At 37.9% G+C, this 18,885-nt stretch carries 15 protein-coding genes; 8 read left to right on the top strand and 7 right to left on the bottom strand.

The annotated features are described in order from the left end of the window. Positions 1 to 12: 12 nt before the first annotated feature. The 4 genes from BLT95_RS12070 to BLT95_RS12055 form a co-directional block, all read right to left on the bottom strand. A complete protein-coding gene (locus tag BLT95_RS12070; RefSeq protein ID WP_089666422.1) occupies positions 13 to 1,710 on the bottom strand; it encodes an efflux RND transporter periplasmic adaptor subunit in 1,698 nt (565 codons plus the stop codon). A 4-nt stretch (positions 1,711 to 1,714) separates the two neighbouring features. Further along, positions 1,715 to 2,929 carry a TolC family protein gene (locus BLT95_RS12065; RefSeq protein WP_089666421.1) on the bottom strand — a complete coding sequence of 405 codons (1,215 nt, stop codon included), beginning with the start codon at positions 2,927 to 2,929 and terminating at the stop codon, positions 1,715 to 1,717. Between the two features lie 96 nt (positions 2,930 to 3,025). After that, entirely contained in the window at positions 3,026 to 6,778 is a 3,753-nt protein-coding gene (locus BLT95_RS12060) for an efflux RND transporter permease subunit (RefSeq protein ID WP_089666420.1), read from the bottom strand. A gap of 85 nt (positions 6,779 to 6,863) precedes the next feature. Beyond that, complete coding sequence (locus tag BLT95_RS12055) at positions 6,864 to 7,256, bottom strand: hypothetical protein (protein ID WP_089666419.1); 393 nt, start codon at positions 7,254 to 7,256, stop codon at positions 6,864 to 6,866. Positions 7,257 to 7,506: 250 nt separating this feature from the next. Here BLT95_RS12055 and BLT95_RS12050 point away from each other — a divergent pair, with 250 nt between their 5' ends. Beyond that, complete coding sequence (locus tag BLT95_RS12050; RefSeq protein WP_089666418.1) at positions 7,507 to 8,454, top strand: NmrA/HSCARG family protein; 948 nt, start codon at positions 7,507 to 7,509, stop codon at positions 8,452 to 8,454. Between the two features lie 12 nt (positions 8,455 to 8,466). Here the strand turns inward: BLT95_RS12050 and BLT95_RS12045 are convergent, their stop codons facing one another. Together BLT95_RS12045 and xrtF are read right to left on the bottom strand one after the other, a co-directional pair. Next, positions 8,467 to 8,919 carry an exosortase F system-associated protein gene (locus BLT95_RS12045; protein ID WP_089666417.1) on the bottom strand — a complete coding sequence of 151 codons (453 nt, stop codon included), beginning with the start codon at positions 8,917 to 8,919 and terminating at the stop codon, positions 8,467 to 8,469. Then, complete coding sequence (gene xrtF, locus BLT95_RS12040; RefSeq protein WP_231896367.1) at positions 8,904 to 9,527, bottom strand: exosortase family protein XrtF; 624 nt, start codon at positions 9,525 to 9,527, stop codon at positions 8,904 to 8,906. Before xrtF ends, BLT95_RS12045 begins: the two co-directional genes overlap by 16 nt. Positions 9,528 to 9,541: 14 nt before the next feature. Here xrtF and BLT95_RS12035 point away from each other — a divergent pair, with 14 nt between their 5' ends. Beyond that, positions 9,542 to 9,997 (top strand): GAF domain-containing protein, encoded by a 456-nt coding sequence (locus BLT95_RS12035; RefSeq protein ID WP_089666416.1) that lies wholly within the window; start codon positions 9,542 to 9,544, stop codon positions 9,995 to 9,997. 318 nt (positions 9,998 to 10,315) lie between these two features. On the opposite strand, the gene BLT95_RS12030 is transcribed toward BLT95_RS12035, so the two are convergent. Further along, positions 10,316 to 11,572 carry an ABC transporter permease gene (locus BLT95_RS12030; RefSeq protein ID WP_089666415.1) on the bottom strand — a complete coding sequence of 419 codons (1,257 nt, stop codon included), beginning with the start codon at positions 11,570 to 11,572 and terminating at the stop codon, positions 10,316 to 10,318. Between the two features lie 147 nt (positions 11,573 to 11,719). Here BLT95_RS12030 and purH point away from each other — a divergent pair, with 147 nt between their 5' ends. The 6 genes from purH to rodA are packed head-to-tail and all read left to right on the top strand — an operon-like array spanning position 11,720 to position 18,776. Beyond that, entirely contained in the window at positions 11,720 to 13,252 is a 1,533-nt protein-coding gene (purH, locus tag BLT95_RS12025; RefSeq protein ID WP_089666414.1) for a bifunctional phosphoribosylaminoimidazolecarboxamide formyltransferase/IMP cyclohydrolase, read from the top strand. A 41-nt stretch (positions 13,253 to 13,293) separates the two neighbouring features. Next, positions 13,294 to 14,322 (top strand): rod shape-determining protein, encoded by a 1,029-nt coding sequence (locus tag BLT95_RS12020; RefSeq protein WP_072553762.1) that lies wholly within the window; start codon positions 13,294 to 13,296, stop codon positions 14,320 to 14,322. A gap of 14 nt (positions 14,323 to 14,336) precedes the next feature. Continuing rightward, positions 14,337 to 15,164: a rod shape-determining protein MreC gene (mreC, locus tag BLT95_RS12015; protein ID WP_089666413.1), complete on the top strand. Its 828-nt coding sequence runs from the start codon at positions 14,337 to 14,339 to the stop codon at positions 15,162 to 15,164. After that, positions 15,154 to 15,660, top strand: coding sequence for a rod shape-determining protein MreD (locus tag BLT95_RS12010; RefSeq protein WP_089666412.1), 507 nt, complete (start codon positions 15,154 to 15,156; stop codon positions 15,658 to 15,660). Before mreC ends, BLT95_RS12010 begins: the two co-directional genes overlap by 11 nt. Next, entirely contained in the window at positions 15,657 to 17,525 is a 1,869-nt protein-coding gene (gene mrdA, locus BLT95_RS12005) for a penicillin-binding protein 2 (protein ID WP_089666411.1), read from the top strand. Before BLT95_RS12010 ends, mrdA begins: the two co-directional genes overlap by 4 nt. Beyond that, positions 17,526 to 18,776: a rod shape-determining protein RodA gene (rodA, locus tag BLT95_RS12000; protein ID WP_089666410.1), complete on the top strand. Its 1,251-nt coding sequence runs from the start codon at positions 17,526 to 17,528 to the stop codon at positions 18,774 to 18,776. The last annotated feature ends 109 nt before the right edge of the window (positions 18,777 to 18,885 follow it).

Here is an 18,885-nt window from a genome sequence, read left to right as displayed (position 1 = left end):
TGGTTAAAAATTTTATTTAATTTCTAAAGTTACTTCCCCGCAGGATAACATTGCCTCCCCATAATATGGATTTCTAACCTCAGAAGACTGGCTCAACCAGTCAGCTCCTTTATTACTATTGGCCATTGGGCAGTGCTGTACGTAGATTGTTTTATCCAGATTTTGCAAATTTTGAGCGATCATGATCATTTGCTGAGAAAGTATTCTGAAATGCGCCCTCTGATTTTCCAGATCATCATTTTGTGAAATGGCCTCCAACATTTCTGTGACCTTTCCCCAGTGCCCGGCAAGCATTTGTGAAGATCCCTCAATCTTGATCTTACTCACCTTTTGAAGCAATTCTGAAGCTTTTTCTGAAGTTTTATCGGCCTTAGAAGCTACCAGTGCATCCTTTAATTCAAAATAAGCATTCAGAATTTCATTAAATTCAGCCTGAAATTCTTCGGAAAGTTTCATCTCCATTCCTTTTTCAGATTTTAATGCTACTTTTTGATTCATCATACTGGATTTCCCCTGAAGTTGGGCTGCGGCATCCACGGTAAATGTTCCGTTGGTTACTATCTCTTCTCCCTCACTTAAACCTTCAAGCACCTGATAGGTTTCGCCACTGGAATTACCCAGCTTCACTTCTCTCATTTCAAAAACTGGTTCTGTGGCACTCGTTTTTACATAGACCAAAGAGCGTTCGCCCGTCCACATTACCGAACTTTTTGGAACTTCCAGGCTTTTGCCTTTAGAACTAGCAGCAGCTTCCGTTTCTGCCTGCACAAACATTCCGGGTTTTAGCTGATTATTGCGGTTATTCAAAACCACCCGAATCTCAACAGTTCTGGAATCATTATTCAGAATAGGATCTATAAAAGATATTTTTCCGCTGAAATTTTCATTGGGGATTGCGTTTACAGAGATATCCAGGTTCTGTCCTTCCTTTAAATTCGAGATCTGCGATTCATACGCATCGAAAACCGCCCAAACAGAATTAAGATTTGAAACTTTGAAAATGGGCATTCCATCTATAACATGTGCTCCTTCTTCCACCATTATTTCAGTTACTGTTCCGGTTACATGAGAATGGATAGGCCATGAAGTACGAACCTCTCCTGAGCTCTCGATCTCATCCAGCATAGATTCGCTAATTTTCCAGTTTTTAAATTTATTACGTACCGCTTTATATAATTGTGGTTGAGAATTTTTCAGTTTTACAGCGGTAATCAACTCTTGCTGTGCTGCTACCAGTTCCGGGGAATAAATACTGGCAATGGTTTGCCCCATGCCCACTTTATCTCCAACGGTATTCACATATAATTTTTCAACTCTCCCGTCAAAATGAGCAGGCATGGCTGCATTTTGATCATCATTCACTTCGATCTTTCCTGAAAGAGTTACCTCTCCATCGGTTCCCTTTAACTGGCCAACAACGGTAGTTTGAATATTGGCCAGTTTCATGGCATTTTCGGTCATGCTGAATTGGTCAGCACTTAGACCGTCTGCACTAACATCGGCCGGAATTAGATCCATCCCACAAATAGGGCAATCACCAGGTTCATTCTGCATAATTTGGGGATGCATGGAACATGTCCACATAGTTTCAGTTTCTCCCTGTTCGTGCTCGTGTTCTGTATTTTTTTCTTCTGAAGAATTAGCAAAGAAAAGATAGCCCAGCACAAGGCCTGCGATCAGAATTCCAGTATATATGAGTATTTTTTTCATCTTATTAATTATTAATAGTAAAATAATCTACCATGGCATCACTTTTAAACCAGGTGCTTACCGCTTCTACTAAATTTAGTTGTATTTGTAATTGTATTTCCTGAATATCCAGAACGTCATCAAAATCTATCGTCCCGGTTTCATATTGTTTCAGTAATAATTCCTCAGCATCTTGAGCCTGGGAAAGATTATCTGCCTGTACCTCAAATTTTATCCTGGCCGCAGCACGTTCATTCAAAGCCAATCTCAATTTGCTTTCGAGTTCGTTCAGGGTTGAATTTCTATCAGAAAAAATTTGATCCTGCCGTAGTTCATTTTGCCTGGTAACCGAACGATATTTTTTATTAAAGATCGGCAGGGAAACAGAAAGCATCGGCATAATGATATCCTTTCCATTATCAGGAATATTCATATCTGTTCGTTCCTGAACACTTATATAATCAAGACCTAAACCCAATTTTGGAGCCGCCTCCTGCTGATTTACCAGTTCAGAATTTCGAACACTTTCAGCAAATTTGTCGTAACGCTGTAACTCGGGATGTAATTCCAGTTTCATATTTTCAGACTCTTTCAATGGAATTATTAAAGTATCCTGAACTACGATCTCTGGATTGCTTTCAGCATTCAATAAATTATTGAACTGCGTTTGTAAAGCTTCTTTCTGTAGTTGAAAATTCTCTTTTTTCTCAAGCAGGTCATTTTGCCTCATTTTGAGTCTGAGTACTTCTACAGCTGAAGCTTTTCCTGTTTCAACAGAATTTAACGCCATTGTTCTATATACTTCTAGAAGATCTATATTTTGCTGCAACACTTCTATTTTCTCCTCAATTTCATAAATATCAAAATACAGCTGGGAAACCTCTAATTTTAACTGTCTTCTTGCTATTTCCAGCTCTACTTCTTCTACGCTTACCAAAGAACCTGCATAATCCATTCTGGACTGGATGGTTCCAAACCAGGGAATCATTTGCCTTACGGAAACCCTTATTCTTTGCGCTCCCGTTCTGGTTTCAGGCTCACTTACAAAATACCCTGCACCAAATTCGGTATCGGGAATTGAATTCATTTCATTGATCCTCTCTTCTGCGATCGCCACATTTTGTTGTAAAGATTGAAGCTGAGGATTGTTTTCTAACGCCAGATTCTGGTAGCTTTCCAGTTGCTGAGCCTTTACTCCTCCCACTCCCAGAAAAAGTATTATTACAATTAGTTTCTCCATAATTATTAATTAAAAATCGTTACGAGATTTACAAAGCCGACTCAATTTCATCCTTCAAAAGTTTACATCGTTGTACCTTCTCGCAAAGTCATTTTTTCAACTATTCACTTTTTGTTTATCACTCTTCACTCTCAACTTACTTTCTTTCCGCCAACTAAACAACACCGGTACAACAAATAAGGTAATCAATGCGATAAGCATTCCGCCAAAAGCAGGGATTGCCATAGGGATCATAATATCGCTCCCTCTTCCTGTAGAGGTTAATATTGGCAATAATGCAAGAATGGTTGTAGCAGTGGTCATTAAACAAGGACGAATTCGCTTTTCTCCGGCTTCGATCACCGATTGCCTGATCTGCATTTTATTATCGGGGTCATTTTCCCTAAAAGTTTGCGAGAGATAAGTAGCCATTACTACACCATCATCACTTGCGATACCAAAAAGGGCTATAAATCCTACCCATACCGCAACGCTTAGATTGATCGCTTTAATCTGAAATAACTGCCTTATGTTTTCTCCAAAAAGACTGAAATTCATGAACCAATCCTGGCCATAGAACCAGATCATTATAAATCCGCCTCCAAAAGCCACGGCAATTCCTGCAAATACCATCAAAGAGGTGGAAACAGATTTGAACTGGAAATAGAGGATCAGGAAAATGATCAATAAGGATAATGGGACTACCAGAGAAAGTGTTTTTTCAGCACGAAGCTGATTTTCATAATTTCCGGTAAACCGATATTTGATTCCTGCCGGAACTTTTAATTCTCCTGACTCAATTTTATCCTGAATTAATGCCTGTGCATTTTCCACCACATTCACTTCCGCAAAACCATCCAGTTTATCAAAAAGTACATATCCGGTTAAAAAGGTGTTTTCACTTTTAATTACTTGCGGGCCTTTTTCATATTTAATTTCTACCAATTCTCCCAGGGGAACAGGCGTACCTCCTTCAACAGGCACATAAATATCTTTGATATCTTCGGGACTTGTACGAAGTTCCCTGGGGTAACGAACACGAATTCCGTAGCGTTCACGACCTTCCACGGTTTCACTTAACTGCATTCCACCAATAGCCACCTGTAAGACCTGTTGCACATCGTCTATGGAAATCCCATAACGCACAAGCTTTTCCCGTTTGATATCAATTAGTAAATATGGTTTTCCAACAATCCTGTCGGCAAATACCGCTTCATCCTTAACTCCTTCAGCCTGTTTTAGAAGATCTTCAAGCTTCATCCCGAATTCCTGGATTTGTTTTAGATCCTGCCCCTGTACTTTAATACCCATAGGTGCCCGCATCCCGGTTTGCAGCATGATCAACCGTGTTTCTATAGGCTGCAATTTTGGAGCTGAGGTCACTCCCGGCAATTTGGTTACTCTGGATATCTCATTCCAGATATCATCAGGTGTTTTTATCTCCCGGCGCCAATTTCTGAAATATTCACCATCGTCATCCGGGATTAGCTGATTTGAATTTAATTTCAGCGGATTGCTCACTAAAGAATTTTTATAGTCTTCAATATTTTCAGCTTCAGAATTTGGATTTGCTGCCAGTTTTCCATTTTTCAGGATAAACAAACCATCCTTATTGACACGATATTGTTGTTTTTCGCCATGCTCGTTTTCCATGTATTCAGTTTTATACTGAATGATATTCTCATACATAGACAATGGTGCCGGATCTAAAGCAGACTCGGTGCGACCAGCTTTACCCACCACTGTTTCGATTTCGGGTAAACTCGCCACCGCCATATCCAGTTGCTGCAAGACTCTTTTATTCTCTTCAACTCCAGAATGCGGTAAAGAAGTTGGCATCAATAAAAATGAACCCTCGTTTAGCGACGGCATAAATTCCTTTCCGGTATTCTTCATGATAAAAAGCCCGAGAATTATGATCGCCGTTGGAATTGCAAGAAATAGCAATTTATTTTCCAGCGTCCAGGTTAAGATCCTTGCATAATACTTCTGGAATAGATAGAATATTGCTAAAAGTCCGAAACTTATTCCTGCAACAAAAATGAGATTCAGTAATATACTGTTTTGAAGTCCCAGCGGTCTCCAGTACACCGACAGTAAAAGCACTATAGTAAAAACAACAACCCCGATTTTAAATAATTTGCTTTGACCTTCATCTATCTTATCAAATTTCAAAAGCAGATCGATCACTCCAAAAGCGATCAAAGCAAGACCAAGCCAGTAACCAAGAACAATAGCTGTTATCCCGATAATGATCAAAATTCCGGGAAAAATATAACCGACTTCTTTTCTAAAATTTCGCTTTTTGAAAAGAATGGCAGCGATTGGTGGTATGAGGAATAGCGCTACTAAAATAGAAGATACCAGGGCCATGGTTTTTGTAAATGCCAGCGGTCTGAACAATTTACCTTCAGCTCCCACCATCGTGAAAACGGGAATAAAACTAATGATGGTAGTAAGCACTGCTGTTAAGATTGCTCCGGAAACTTCTGCCGTGGCTTCATACACCAATTGATTAATAGGCCGGTCATCTTTCATATCCAGGTGCCTGATGATATTTTCAGAAAGAATAATTCCCATATCCACCATCGTACCAATAGCAATCGCTATTCCCGATAGCGCCACAATATTCGCGGCGACCCCAAAAATTTTCATGGAAATAAACACCATAAGCACTGCTATCGGTAATAATCCTGAAATTAATATGGATGCCCTTAAGTTGAAAACCATAATGATTATCACCAAAATAGTGATTAGGATCTCCATGGTCAAAGCTTCATTTAGCGTGCCCAGTGTTTCCTCAATAAGCTCTGTACGATCATAAAAAGGAACAATTGTTAATTGAGATTCTGTTCTGTCTTTTAATGTTTTGGAGGGTAATCCTGAAGCTATTTCATTGATCTCTGCTTTCACATTATTGATCACTTCCATAGGGTTGGCGCCATAACGGGCCACCACTACTCCACCAACAACCTCAGCTCCTTCCTTGTCCAAAATTCCTCTTCGCGATGCAGGCCCCATAGAAACATTTGCGATATCTTTAATTCTTATAGAGGTATAATCTTCAGAAGTGACCACAGCATTTTCAATATCTTCGATAGATTTTACATAGCCGAGTCCGCGTACCAGGTATTCTGCTTTATTGATTTCCAGAGTTTGCGCACCAATCTCACGATTGCTTTCTTTCACCGCCATCACGATCTCATTGAGACCAATCCCATATTGTCTCATCATTTCCGGGTTAACATCGATCTGGTATTCCTGAACATAACCACCGATACTCGCAACTTCTGAAACACCGCTAGCTCCGGAAAGGGCATATTTCACATAATAATCCTGAATACTTCGCAATTCCTGAAGATCCCAACCGCCGGTTAAATTTCCCTCTTTATCCCGACCTTCCAGTGTATACCAGAAGATTTGCCCTAGTCCTGTAGCATCTGGTCCCAGGGTTGGACTTACACCATCAGGTAACAAATTTTCAGGTAAGGAATTTAGCTTTTCCAGAATTCGGCTACGGCTCCAGTAGAATTCTACATCTTCTTCAAAAATGATATAGATACTGGAGAACCCAAACATGGAAGAACTACGAATGGTTTTCAATCCGGGAATACCCAACAAACTGGTGGTAAGCGGATAGGTGATCTGGTCTTCGATATCCTGAGGGGAACGGCCTGCCCACTCCGTAAAAATGATCTGTTGATTTTCACCAATATCGGGGATGGCATCCACGGCCACTGGATCACTGGGCAACAAACCTGTATCCCAATTGAAAGGCGAATTTATGATTCCCCAGCCAACCAATACTGCAAGAAGTATAAAGGTGATGAGTTTGTTCTCTATTAAATATTTGATGCTTTTATTCAGCATTATCGTCTAGTTAAAAATTAGAAAATCGTCGCGTAAAGCGTGAAGCCACTAAAAAGAAGAGTGGTTTAAATCTAAAATTTAACTATCAAATAAGGAATACCTGGTCTTCCAACTGAATATCGGAAACAAGTAAAGGAGGAGTATAATCTTTAAAAGGAATGATCTGTTTTGGTAAACTCTCAAACAGATTTAAATAGGAATATGAAAATGTGGTAAGGAATAATTGCTGCTGAAAATCTAAAGAATCAAAAGAGATCTTTAATTCATCCTGACCTTCTACCTCAACTTTTTCATTGGTACAGCAGTGATCTTCAGCATCAGCACTCATTTGCATTCCGCAGGTTTTCGCTTTTGAAAAAACCGCTTTATCAACAAGATCGTTTCCGCAGAAATGTTTATCTACTGTAAAAGACATAGTAGAGAGCATCACCAAAAAGGCCATGCTTAAAGAAATGATATGTTGAAATACTTTTTTCACTCTTTACAAAAGTACATTTTTTTTAATTATCAGCACTTTAGGTAGCAAAATTAAGGAATTTAGGATTTCTAAAATTTCATTATTTGGGAATAATCTTTCAAATAATTACACAGCGGGATCAAGCATCAATATTTCTGACTTTTAATCGATTGCCTTGATTAATGACCAAATATTAAAGAAGATATCATCTGGTAAATCATTAATTTTATAATATTAAAATACTGATTATTAACACATTAAACATATCGCCATGGATGATAAAAAAATTATAGCGGTGGTTGGTGCAACCGGCGCTCAGGGTAACGGACTAGCTCATGCAATTTTGAATGATCCCGAAGGAAATTTTAAAGTAAGAGCTTTAACCAGAGACAGTAATTCAAAAAATGCATTGGCCCTCAAAAAATTGGGTGCTAAAGTCGTTGAGGCCGATGTGGGTAGTAAGGAAAAACTGGTGAATGTATTTAAAGGAGCTTACGGCGCCTATTGTGTGACCTTCTTTTGGGAACATTTTTCACCGGAAAGTGAAAAACAGCATGCAAAAAATATGGCTGAAGCCGCTAAAGAGGCCGGTGTGCATCATGTAATATGGTCTACTCTGGAAGATACCCGAAAGTGGATCTCTTTAGATGACGACCGTATGCCAACCTTAATGGATGACTATAAAGTTCCTCATTTTGATGCTAAAGGAGAAGCCAACGCTTATTTTGAAGAATCGGGGGTGCCTTACACATTATTACTTACCTCCTTTTACTGGGATAATTTTATCAATTTTGGAATGGGACCTCAGAAAGGAGAAGATGGAGAACTAGCCATCACATTTCCTTTAAAGGATAAAAAACTACCGGGAATTGCAGCCGAAGATATTGGCAAGACCGCCTATGCCATTTTTAAGAATTCAGAAGAGTTTATAGGAAAAACTGTGGGAATAGCCAGTGAACATCTTACCGGGCAGCAAATGGCCGACATATTTTCAGAAGTCTACGGAAAAAAAGTAAAATACAATGCCGTGGAACCTAAGATCTATAGAAGTTTCGATTTTCCCGGAGCAGATGATCTTGGAAATATGTTTCAGTTTAAAGCAGATTTTGAAGATTATTTTTGTGGAATAAGGGATATTGAGAGAACAAAGGCACTTAATCCTGAGCTACAAACTTTTAAAGAATGGCTGCAGATTAACAAAAGTAAGATGGAGGTTTAAAACCTTTATCATTCAATTTTTTCTGTACTCCCTAAGTCTGTAATAATAGAATGCGGGTAATAATATTAAAAGGAATATAGGATGTATTAAAAAACGTCTTACATAAAATAATGCGAGATAATGTTCTCTTTCAATATTCAGTACAAGAAAAATAAAAATTATCGTGGCAACTACATATAACACCCCATATAACACAGCTGAAAATTTTAAAATATTGATATCTCTAAAACTTACATAGATAATTGTAAGAGAAATTATGGTATTTAAACAAAATCGCAGACTAAGGTTAAACATGAGTTTTGCCATATCCATTGGAGGGATAATCCCTAGTAAATAATCTGATTTGAAAAACAGGATGAGGGGATCATAAAAGAGGTCCTGTTCAAACAGGCGAATTACAGCTAAAAGGAATATCAATATTCCAATTTGCATAATGCGATATCTCTTTTTTACTTTCTGTTCCATCTGGAGTAAATTCTAACCCATATTAGCCATAAAATAAAAACAGTTCCGTAGATCGCAAGCGGAAAAAATATGGAATGCATAAAACCTGAGTACTGCGGATACTCATAAATACCAACAGCTAAGATTACAATTCTTAAAATATTGATCACGTAAATGATAACCGACCCGACAAAAAGATACAGCAATGTGGTAACCGTCTTTCCAAAGAATGCAAGTATAAAAGATGAAAATAAGATAATGATACTGGCAGAATTACAACCTTCCACGATCCCGGCTAAAAAATAGTCGTCAACCATCAGTTTCATTGATAAACCCGTATAATGCATTACCACCTCTACATTATCGTATCCAAATTCCTGCATTAAAGTACCACTTTGCCTCGCAACTAATTGTGTAATGGGATCGGGAACCGGATTTTCTGTATCATAAAGGATCAGGAACCCGTTGTAAAGACTTGAAAAAAGAAAATAACTTCCAAGAAAAATGAAAATAAATCTTAGGACAAGTCGGTATTTTCTAATTAGACTGCGCAAATTCCAGTAGTGGTTTTTAACAAATTTATAGAAATCAAGTGCTCTCTTTACATTAGAAATTGAATACTTTTGCACTAAAGATTGTTAATATGCCATTTCAAAAATTAAAACCGAAGGTTGAAGATATACTTCAAAATAAAGAAGCAAGCGTAGATAAAAGACTTACTGAAGTTTGCGAATTGCTTGAAACATCCATTCCTTACTACGACTGGGTAGGATTTTACTTTAAGAATGGAGATAAGGAAGAACTTAAATTAAGGTCATTTGCAGGTGAACCAACAGATCATGAAATTATCCCTTTTGGAAGAGGAATCTGCGGTCAGGTAGCTGTTTCAAACAAAAACTTTGTGGTACCTGATGTAAAAGCTCAAAATAACTATATCGCATGTAGCATTCATGTGAAAGCTGAAATTGTGATTCCGCTTTTTTTAAATGGGGAAAACATTGGGCAGATAGATATTGATAGTCACTCGGAAGATCCATTTTCTCATGAGGACGAGCTTTTTCTGGAATGGGTAAATAAAAAAGTTGCAGAAATTTTATAGACTTTATAAAAACAAAAAGAAAAGCCTCCATTTAATGGAGGCTTTTCTTTTCTATAGCGTAGGTAAGTTTGAACTTTGTAGTTCAATGTTTTTTAAATTTGAAATGCGATAATAACGAATAAGATCACAAAAAAAGCTATTAATTGCATTACAGATGACAGATAATCTTTTTCAATTTCATTTCCCATTTTGTCTGACTATTTGATTTAAAGATAATCAAGCCATTCCCTGTAAATTAGGTATTTAACTAACTTTAATGCTTTTTAAAATAATTTAAGGAAATATATGTGGGAACAGTTTAAAATATTAACGAGAATTTTACATTCCGGTCCTAATTGCTTCAACAGGATCTAGTTTTGATGCAGAGATTGCAGGAATAATTCCTGAAATTAATCCTATTATCGCTGAAACTGCCGTTCCTATAAAAATATTGAAAGGTGAAAGTACAAATTCAAAGTCTCCGGTAAACTGCGATGCAATAATGGATACGAGCCATACCACAAAAAGTCCCACGAGACCTCCAATCACAGATAAAATAATAGCTTCAAACAGAAATTGTGAAAGTATGAACTTGTTCTTAGCTCCAAGCGATTTTTGAATTCCGATAAGGTTGGTCCTTTCTTTTACGCTTACAAACATGATATTAGCAATACCAAAACCTCCTACCAGAAGAGAAAATCCACTAATTACCAATCCTATGATATTTAACTGACCGGTAATATTGTCTATAAAATCTGCAAATCCCTGTAACTGATTTACGAAAAAATTATTGATCTCGCCAGGTTTTATACCTCGCATATTTCGTAGCTGTTGCTCCAGAATCGCAATGAATTCATCACTATCTACTCCTTCTTCAGGTTTTAAAACTATTTGAGGAAATACAGTACCTTTGGTAGTTCCGAAAACACGACGAGCAAAATTTGCTGGCACAAATGCCTGGCCATCCCGGGAATTTCCAAACAGGGATTGCCCCTGCTTTTTCATAACTCCAATAACCGTAGCTTTTCTTCCAAATACCCTAATTTCCTTCCCCATAGGATCCAACTCTCCGAACAAATTACTAGCTACTTCATGGCCTAAAATAATTACCGGAGCTCCGCTTACCCCTTCGGGTTCATTAAAAAAACGTCCATCCTCAAGTTCAAATGCTTCAATATCATAATATTCATGCGTTACAGCTCCAACATCAACTCCGGCACTGGTCACGTCCCGGTATTTCAATGAAGCTCCCCCAGGAATCCCAAGCGCAAAGCTTATAGCTTCCAGATCTGGCATGCTTTTCTTTAAATTCTGGTATTCTTCGTAAGAAACATCTGGAAATTGCTCTCTTTTCCATCGTGGAATGTCAGAAGGTCCAAAGTTAAATCTCATCACAATGATGGTACTATTATCAAGAGCGCTAAGACTTCCCTTAATATCCTTTTTTAATGAATCTACCGCAGCCAGAACGGCAATTATTGAAAATATTCCAATGGTAACGCCCAGTAAAGAGAGAAACGTACGAAGACGGTTATTTTTAAGAGCGCTTATTGCAAAATTAAAGCTCTCTTTGAGTACGCGTAAATAAATTAGCATGGTATAAAAATCAGCTGTTTTTGGACGATTTAAAGATAGGACGCACAAAGGAAATTTTCGTTACAAAATTTATTGAGAATTCATCCATACTACTTTCTAATTTTTAGCTTAATTAGTTACTTTTGCTGCTTTAACAAACACAACACAATGAGCGAATTAAAACAAGCAAAATCTGCTTTAATTTCAGTTTTTAACAAAGACGGACTAGAACCCATCGTAAGGAAACTTGACGATTTGGATATTACAATCTATTCTACCGGAGGTACTGAGAAATTTATCAGGGAACTTGGGGTTAATGTGATTCCTGTAGAAGATATAACTTCCTATCCTTCAATTCTAGGCGGAAGAGTAAAAACACTTCATCCAAAAGTTTTTGGTGGAATCTTGAATAGACAGGATAATGACGGGGATGTAAAAGAGCTGGAGCAGTATGAAATTCCGCAACTGGACATTGTGATTGTAGACCTTTATCCTTTTGAAAAAACAGTTGCTTCAGGCGCTGCTGAACAGGATATTATTGAAAAAATTGATATTGGTGGAATTTCACTGATAAGAGCTGCTGCTAAAAACTTCAAGGATGTTACCTGTGTTTCTTCTGTAGACGATTATCATGAATTCCTGGAACTTCTGAATGAAAAGAACGGAGAAACGAGCAGAGCAGACAGAAAAAGATTTGCCACAAAAGCCTTCAATATTTCTTCTCATTATGACTCGGCAATCTTCAATTATTTTAATGAAGAAAACGAGGTAAATTCATTCAAACAAAGTGAGTTAAAGGGAAAAGAATTGAGATACGGAGAGAATCCTCATCAAAAAGGAACTTTCTATGGAGATTTTGATAATATCTTTGATAAACTTCATGGAAAAGAACTTTCCTATAACAACCTTTTAGATGTTGATGCTGCCGTAAACCTGATGAACGAATTCAAAGGAGAAGCACCTACATTTGCCATTTTAAAACACAACAATGCCTGTGGACTGGCTCAACGTGCTAGCATACATAAAGCTTATGTAGATGCATTGGCTGGAGATCCGGTTTCAGCTTTCGGAGGAATTCTTATTAGTAATGTGGAAATAGACGCCGAAACTGCTGAAGAAATCCACAAACTTTTCTGTGAAGTCGTGATCGCTCCATCATTCTCAGAAAAAGCGCTGGAAATTCTAAAAGGAAAAAAGAACAGAATCCTTCTCGTTTTAAAAGATGTTGAGCTTCCAAAAAACCAGGTAAGAACCTGTCTCAATGGTGTTTTGGTTCAGGATAAAGATCTAAAGACAGATGCACTGGAAGATTTAAATCAGGCCACAGAGAACAAACCAACAGATGAAGAGTTATCTGACATGATATTTGCTTCAAAGATCTGCAAGCATACAAAATCGAACACCATCGTTTTAGCAAAAAACAAACAGTTGTGTGCAAGTGGTACCGGTCAAACCTCAAGAGTAGATGCCCTTACCCAAAGCATAGAAAAAGCAAGATCATTTGATTTTAATCTGAATGGAGCAGTGATGGCGAGTGATGCTTTTTTCCCGTTTCCTGACTGTGTGGAAATTGCAGGAAATTCTGGAATAACCGCGGTAATTCAGCCTGGAGGATCTATAAAAGATCAATTGAGCATAGATTATTGCAACAAGAATAATATCGCAATGGTGATGACAGGAACGCGCCATTTTAAACATTAATTTTAGTACATTTACCCAAACCTCAATACTTATAATACACTATGGGATTTTTTGACTTTCTCATTGAAGAAATTGCAATCGACTTAGGTACTGCAAACACCTTAATTATTCATAATGATAAGGTGGTTGTAGATAGCCCCTCTATAGTTGCCAGGGATAGAACTTCGGGCAAAATCACAGCAGTTGGTAAAGAAGCTGCTATGATGCAGGGAAAGACTCATGAGAATATTAAAACTATTCGCCCATTAAAGGATGGTGTAATTGCCGATTTTGATGCCAGTGAAAAGATGCTCACGATGTTCATCAAAGAGATCCCAGCGCTAAAAAAGAAATTATTCACGCCTGCATTAAGAATGGTTATTTGTATCCCTTCTGGTATTACCGAAGTGGAAATGCGAGCTGTAAAGGAAAGTGCTGAAAGAGTGAACGGTAAAGAGGTGTATCTAATTCATGAACCTATGGCTGCTGCAATTGGTATTGGGGTAGATATTATGCAGCCAAAAGGAAATATGATCGTAGATATTGGAGGTGGTACGACAGAAATCGCCGTGATCGCCCTTGGCGGGATCGTTTGTGATAAATCGGTTAAGATTGCCGGGGATGTATTTACCAATGATATTGTTTATTACATGCGTACACAACACAACCTTTATGTTGGTGAACGTACTGCTGAAAAGATAAAGATCCAGATTGGTGCAGCTACAGAAGATCTTGAGGTTCCACCAGAAGAAATGAGCGTTCAGGGTAGAGATCTTTTAACAGGAAAACCTAAGCAGGTTAATATTTCTTACCGTGAGATCGCAAAAGCGCTTGACAAATCTATTCTAAGAATTGAAGACGCTGTAATGGAAACCCTTTCGCAAACACCCCCAGAACTTGCTGCCGATATATATAATACCGGTATTTATCTAGCCGGTGGTGGTTCTATGCTAAGAGGCCTGGATAAACGTCTATCCCAAAAAACCGATCTTCCAGTTTATATCGCAGAAGATCCATTAAGAGCGGTAGTTCGTGGAACAGGGATTACCTTGAAAACATTGAATAGATATAAAGGAATTTTGATCAAGTAGGAGAAGCTTAATTTATGCAGCAGATTTTCAATTTTCTTATTAGGAATAAGAATTCTATATTATTCTTAATCCTGCTTGCTGTATCTATTTTCCTAACCATTCAGAATCATGCTTTTCAAAAAAGCCGGTTTATAAGTTCTGCAAATTTCGTGACCGGAGGGATCTATTCATGGTCTAACAATATCAATACTTACCTCCACCTTGACGAATACAATGAAAGGCTTCTGGAAGAGAATAATAAGCTAAGAAATATTATCTCTAATATCAACGATAGCATTTCTGTTGAAAAACAATTAGACAGTACCTCATTTGAAGGAGATTATTTGTTTAGAACCGCGAGGGTAATCAACAATAACTTTGCAAAGATCGATAATTATCTCACTCTTAACCGGGGAGAAAATTCCGGGATCCAACAGGAATATGGTGTTATCACAAGTCAGGGAATCGTTGGAATCGTAGACAGAGTAAATAATGAATATTCCAGAGTGATCTCTATTTTAAACAGCAGGTCAAGGATTAATGCACAGTTAAGCCAGACCAATCACTTTGGTAGCCTTGTATGGGATGGAAAAGACCCTAATATCGTACAATTAATAGATGTCCCCAGGCAGGCACCGTTAAAAAAGGGAGATACAATAATCACTGGCGGCCGTTCGTTGATCTTCCCAAAAGGTCTTCCCATTGGAAGTATTGAAGATTTCAAGCTGGATCAAACTCAAAGTTATTATACCATCAACATAAAGCTGTTTAACGATATGACCAATATCGGGTATGTTTATGTAATTGAAAATATAAATAGAGATGCGGTAGAGGCATTAGAGGAACCGAGCAATGGACAGTAAGCTATTTTCAAATATCACCCGTTTTATAATTCTTGTATTTCTACAAGTACTGGTATTGAATAATATCAATTTTTCGGGATATATCAATCCATATTTATATGTGCTGTTTATACTTCTGTATCCGTTTACCGGAAATCAAAGTTTATTTCTTTTTCTCTCCTTTCTTTTGGGAATTAGCATAGATGTTTTTGAAGACAGCGGGGGAATTAATGCTGCAGCCTGTCTCGTAGCCGCATTTGTAAGACCCAATTTACTGAGATTTTCTTTCGGGATAAGCTATGATCATCAAAATATCAGGCTGGCAAACACCCCATTTGGATCCAAACTAAGTTATATTTTCCTGATGGTTCTTATACATCATTTCGTATTATTTTCCTTGGAAATGTTCAGTCTAAATCATATACTTCTAATACTGAAAAAAACATTATTTTCCAGTATATTCACAGTGATCCTAACACTTTTAAGCCTTAGTCTTTTCAGCAAGAAATATCGATGAGAAAAGTTCTGCTATACATAACGATTTTAACTACAGGTATTATCTTTATTGGAAGATTATTTTACCTGCAGATAGTAGACACTTCATTGGCTATTCGTTCACAGGATAACGCCATTAAAGTGATCTATGATTATCCTCAACGAGGTTATATTTATGATAGAGATGGCGAGTTGATGGTTTCTAACCAACCATCTTATGATGTGATGGTAATTCCCCGAAACTTAAAGCCTTTTGATACTACTGAATTTTGCAATATTCTTAATCTTTCCAGGGAAGATTTAGAAAAAAAACTTGATAAAGCCCGTATTTATTCTCCAATGTTACCTTCGGTAGTGATTCCGCAGCTCACAAAAAGTGAGTACGCCATTCTCCAGGAGAAAATGAGAAATTATGAAGGCTTTTATATTCAGAAAAGATCTTTGAGGGATTACCAGGTGGATCATAGTGCCAATGTTCTTGGTTACATCGCAGAAGTGAACCAGAAAAAGGTAAATGAAAATCCATATTATATATCTGGTGATCTTATAGGCCGTGCGGGAGTTGAAAGTTATTATGAAGAATTGCTCCGTGGAGTAAAGGGTGTGAAATACATTCAAAAAGACAGGTTCAACCGGGATATTGGAGCTTATAAAGAAGGGATTTATGACACACTTCCTGAAAAGGGAAAAGATATAACCATTACTATTGACGCTGCATTACAGGATTATGGCAAAAGATTAATGAAAGATAAAAGAGGTGGTATCGTAGCCCTGGAACCTGGTAGTGGTGAAATTCTTGCTCTTATTACTGCTCCTACTTACGATCCTGCCAAACTAGTAGGTCGTCAACGTTCTCCTAATTTCACCGAATTATATTACGATACTATCGCAAGACCATTATATGACAGGGGCCTTCTTGCTGAATATCCTCCTGGTTCTCCTTTTAAAACTTTAAATGCCTTAATTGGTCTTCAGGAAGGCGTGGTAGACACTAATGACAAGTTCTCCTGTAATCATGGTTACACCTACGGAAGAGGAAGAAAACTAGGTTGCCATGCCCATAGGAGTCCGCTTGATATGATTCCGGGAATTGCACAATCCTGCAATGCTTATTTTGCCAATGTATATCGCCGGATTATTGAAAAATATCCTACACCTCAGGAAGGTATGGACACCTGGAACGCTCACCTGGAGAGTTTTGGATTAGGAAACTTTTTAGGATCTGATCTTGAGACAGGCAGGCCCGGAAAGATACCGGACGCTAAATACTATAATCAAATCTATGATTATCCTACCTATAAATGGTACGCAACAGCTACTATTTCTAATGCGATTGGTCAGGGAGAAGTTCTAATGACGCCAATTCAATTAGCGAATATGGCTGCAACCATAGGGAATAAAGGCTGGTACTATACCCCGCACATCCTTAAGGAAGTGAACGGACAGCCCATCAAAGAAGAAAAATTCACTAAAAAGAATTTCACCTCTATTGAAACCAGGCACTTTGATCCCGTGGTAGAAGGCATGCACGAGGTTTATAAAAGTGGAACTGCATCTGCGTTACGAATCCCTGATATTGAAATTGCCGGAAAAACCGGTACCGCTGAAAATTTCACTAAAATTGGAGGAAAAAGAGTACAGTTAACAGATCATTCTATATTCGTAGCCTTCGCTCCCGTAGAAAATCCCAAGATCGCCATTGCTGTTTTTGTTGAAAATGGATACTGGGGAGGACGTTATGCCGGTAGAATTGCCAGTTTAATGATCGAAAAATACATAAAAGGCACCATCACCAGAACAGACATGGAAGACTGGATACTTAGCCATAGCCTTCAGGATGAGTACGCGAAACCCCTTAGTGGAGAACCTTTCAGAATTAATCAATAAATGAGTAAAAGCAGCGCAGCAGGATTTGACTGGATAAGCATTTTTATCTACTTAATTTTAATCTGTTTTGGCTGGACAAATATTTATTCTGCTTCTTTAGGAAGTACTTCGGGATCTTTCTTTGATTTAGATCAGCCATACGGGAAACAGGCACTTTTTATAGGTCTTAGCATCTTTCTTATTATTATCGTTCTTTCCGTAGAAGCTAAATTTTACCAGCGTTTTTCCAGTATCATCTATATAGTATCATTACTGTCCCTCGCAGGATTATTTGTTTTCGGGAAAACAATTTCAGGCGCTACCTCCTGGTATTCTTTTGGAAGTTTTGGATTACAACCCTCTGAATTTGCCAAATTTGCCACAGCACTGGCCCTTTCGAAATACCTAAGTGATATTCAAACCAATATCAGGCAACTTAGCCATCAGGTAAAAGCTTTTATAATTATAGCAATTCCGGCTTTATTGATAGTTCCACAACCCGATCCCGGCAGTGCATTGGTATACGCGGCTTTCTTTTTTCCTCTATACAGAGAAGGGCTATCAGGCTTTTATTTAGTCACGGGATTGTCTGCGGTAGCAGTATTCATTCTTACCCTTATTATTGGACCTGTTTGGGTTAGCATAACTGTTCTTGCCTTAGGCTTGCTTATGTTTTTCAGGAAACGAAAAAAACGCCCTGGAAGAATTCTAGTCACGCTGTTTGCTGCTATTTCTATAGGATTAAGCTTCTCTGTAAATTACATTTTTGAAAATGTTTTTGAACAACGGCACAGAGACAGGTTTAATATTGTTCTTGGAAAAGAAGTAGATTCCAGAGGTATTGGCTATAACACCAACCAAAGTGAAATTGCAATTGGTAGTGGTGGTTGGTTGGGAAAAGGCTGGACCGAAGGCACGCAAACTAAAGGTCATTTTGTCCCTGAACAGCATACCGATTATATTTTTAGTACCGTGGGTGAAGAATGGGGTTTCTTAGGAAGCGCCATGGTTGTAATCCTGTTCGTTTTACTATTGCTAAGACTTCTAATTCTTGCTGAAAGGCAACGAAACCAGTTTTACAGAATTTATGGATATTCTGTTATAGGAATTCTCTTTATACATTTCCTGGTAAACATTGGGATGGTAATTGGAGTGTTTCCAACCGTAGGGATTCCACTACCGTTTTTCAGCTATGGAGGTTCCGGGCTTTGGGGATTCACCATCTTGCTATTCATCTTTATTAAATTAGATTCTGACAGGCTTTCTTATTAGGCTAAGAACACTTGTCTACCATCAATAAAATAGCTGCTACTATTAAAATTAGTACCGGATAGATATATTTTCTTTTCATATTTTAAAGCATAAAAAAACCCGGAAACAA

Source organism: Gramella sp. MAR_2010_147 (genome assembly GCF_900105135.1).
Lineage (GTDB): Bacteria > Bacteroidota > Bacteroidia > Flavobacteriales > Flavobacteriaceae > Christiangramia.
Note: the sequence above shows the minus strand (reverse complement) of the source record. Positions and strands in the feature narration are given on the sequence as shown.

Coding starts and splice junctions, on each gene's coding strand:
- BLT95_RS12070 (WP_089666422.1), bottom strand. CDS start 1,710: ATGAAAAAAATACTCATATATACTGGAATTCTGATCGCAGGCCTTGTG.
- BLT95_RS12065 (WP_089666421.1), bottom strand. CDS start 2,929: ATGGAGAAACTAATTGTAATAATACTTTTTCTGGGAGTGGGAGGAGTA.
- BLT95_RS12060 (WP_089666420.1), bottom strand. CDS start 6,778: ATGCTGAATAAAAGCATCAAATATTTAATAGAGAACAAACTCATCACC.
- BLT95_RS12050 (WP_089666418.1), top strand. CDS start 7,507: ATGGATGATAAAAAAATTATAGCGGTGGTTGGTGCAACCGGCGCTCAG.
- BLT95_RS12045 (WP_089666417.1), bottom strand. CDS start 8,919: ATGGAACAGAAAGTAAAAAAGAGATATCGCATTATGCAAATTGGAATA.
- BLT95_RS12035 (WP_089666416.1), top strand. CDS start 9,542: ATGCCATTTCAAAAATTAAAACCGAAGGTTGAAGATATACTTCAAAAT.
- BLT95_RS12030 (WP_089666415.1), bottom strand. CDS start 11,572: ATGCTAATTTATTTACGCGTACTCAAAGAGAGCTTTAATTTTGCAATA.
- purH (WP_089666414.1), top strand. CDS start 11,720: ATGAGCGAATTAAAACAAGCAAAATCTGCTTTAATTTCAGTTTTTAAC.
- BLT95_RS12020 (WP_072553762.1), top strand. CDS start 13,294: ATGGGATTTTTTGACTTTCTCATTGAAGAAATTGCAATCGACTTAGGT.
- mreC (WP_089666413.1), top strand. CDS start 14,337: ATGCAGCAGATTTTCAATTTTCTTATTAGGAATAAGAATTCTATATTA.
- BLT95_RS12010 (WP_089666412.1), top strand. CDS start 15,154: ATGGACAGTAAGCTATTTTCAAATATCACCCGTTTTATAATTCTTGTA.
- mrdA (WP_089666411.1), top strand. CDS start 15,657: ATGAGAAAAGTTCTGCTATACATAACGATTTTAACTACAGGTATTATC.
- rodA (WP_089666410.1), top strand. CDS start 17,526: ATGAGTAAAAGCAGCGCAGCAGGATTTGACTGGATAAGCATTTTTATC.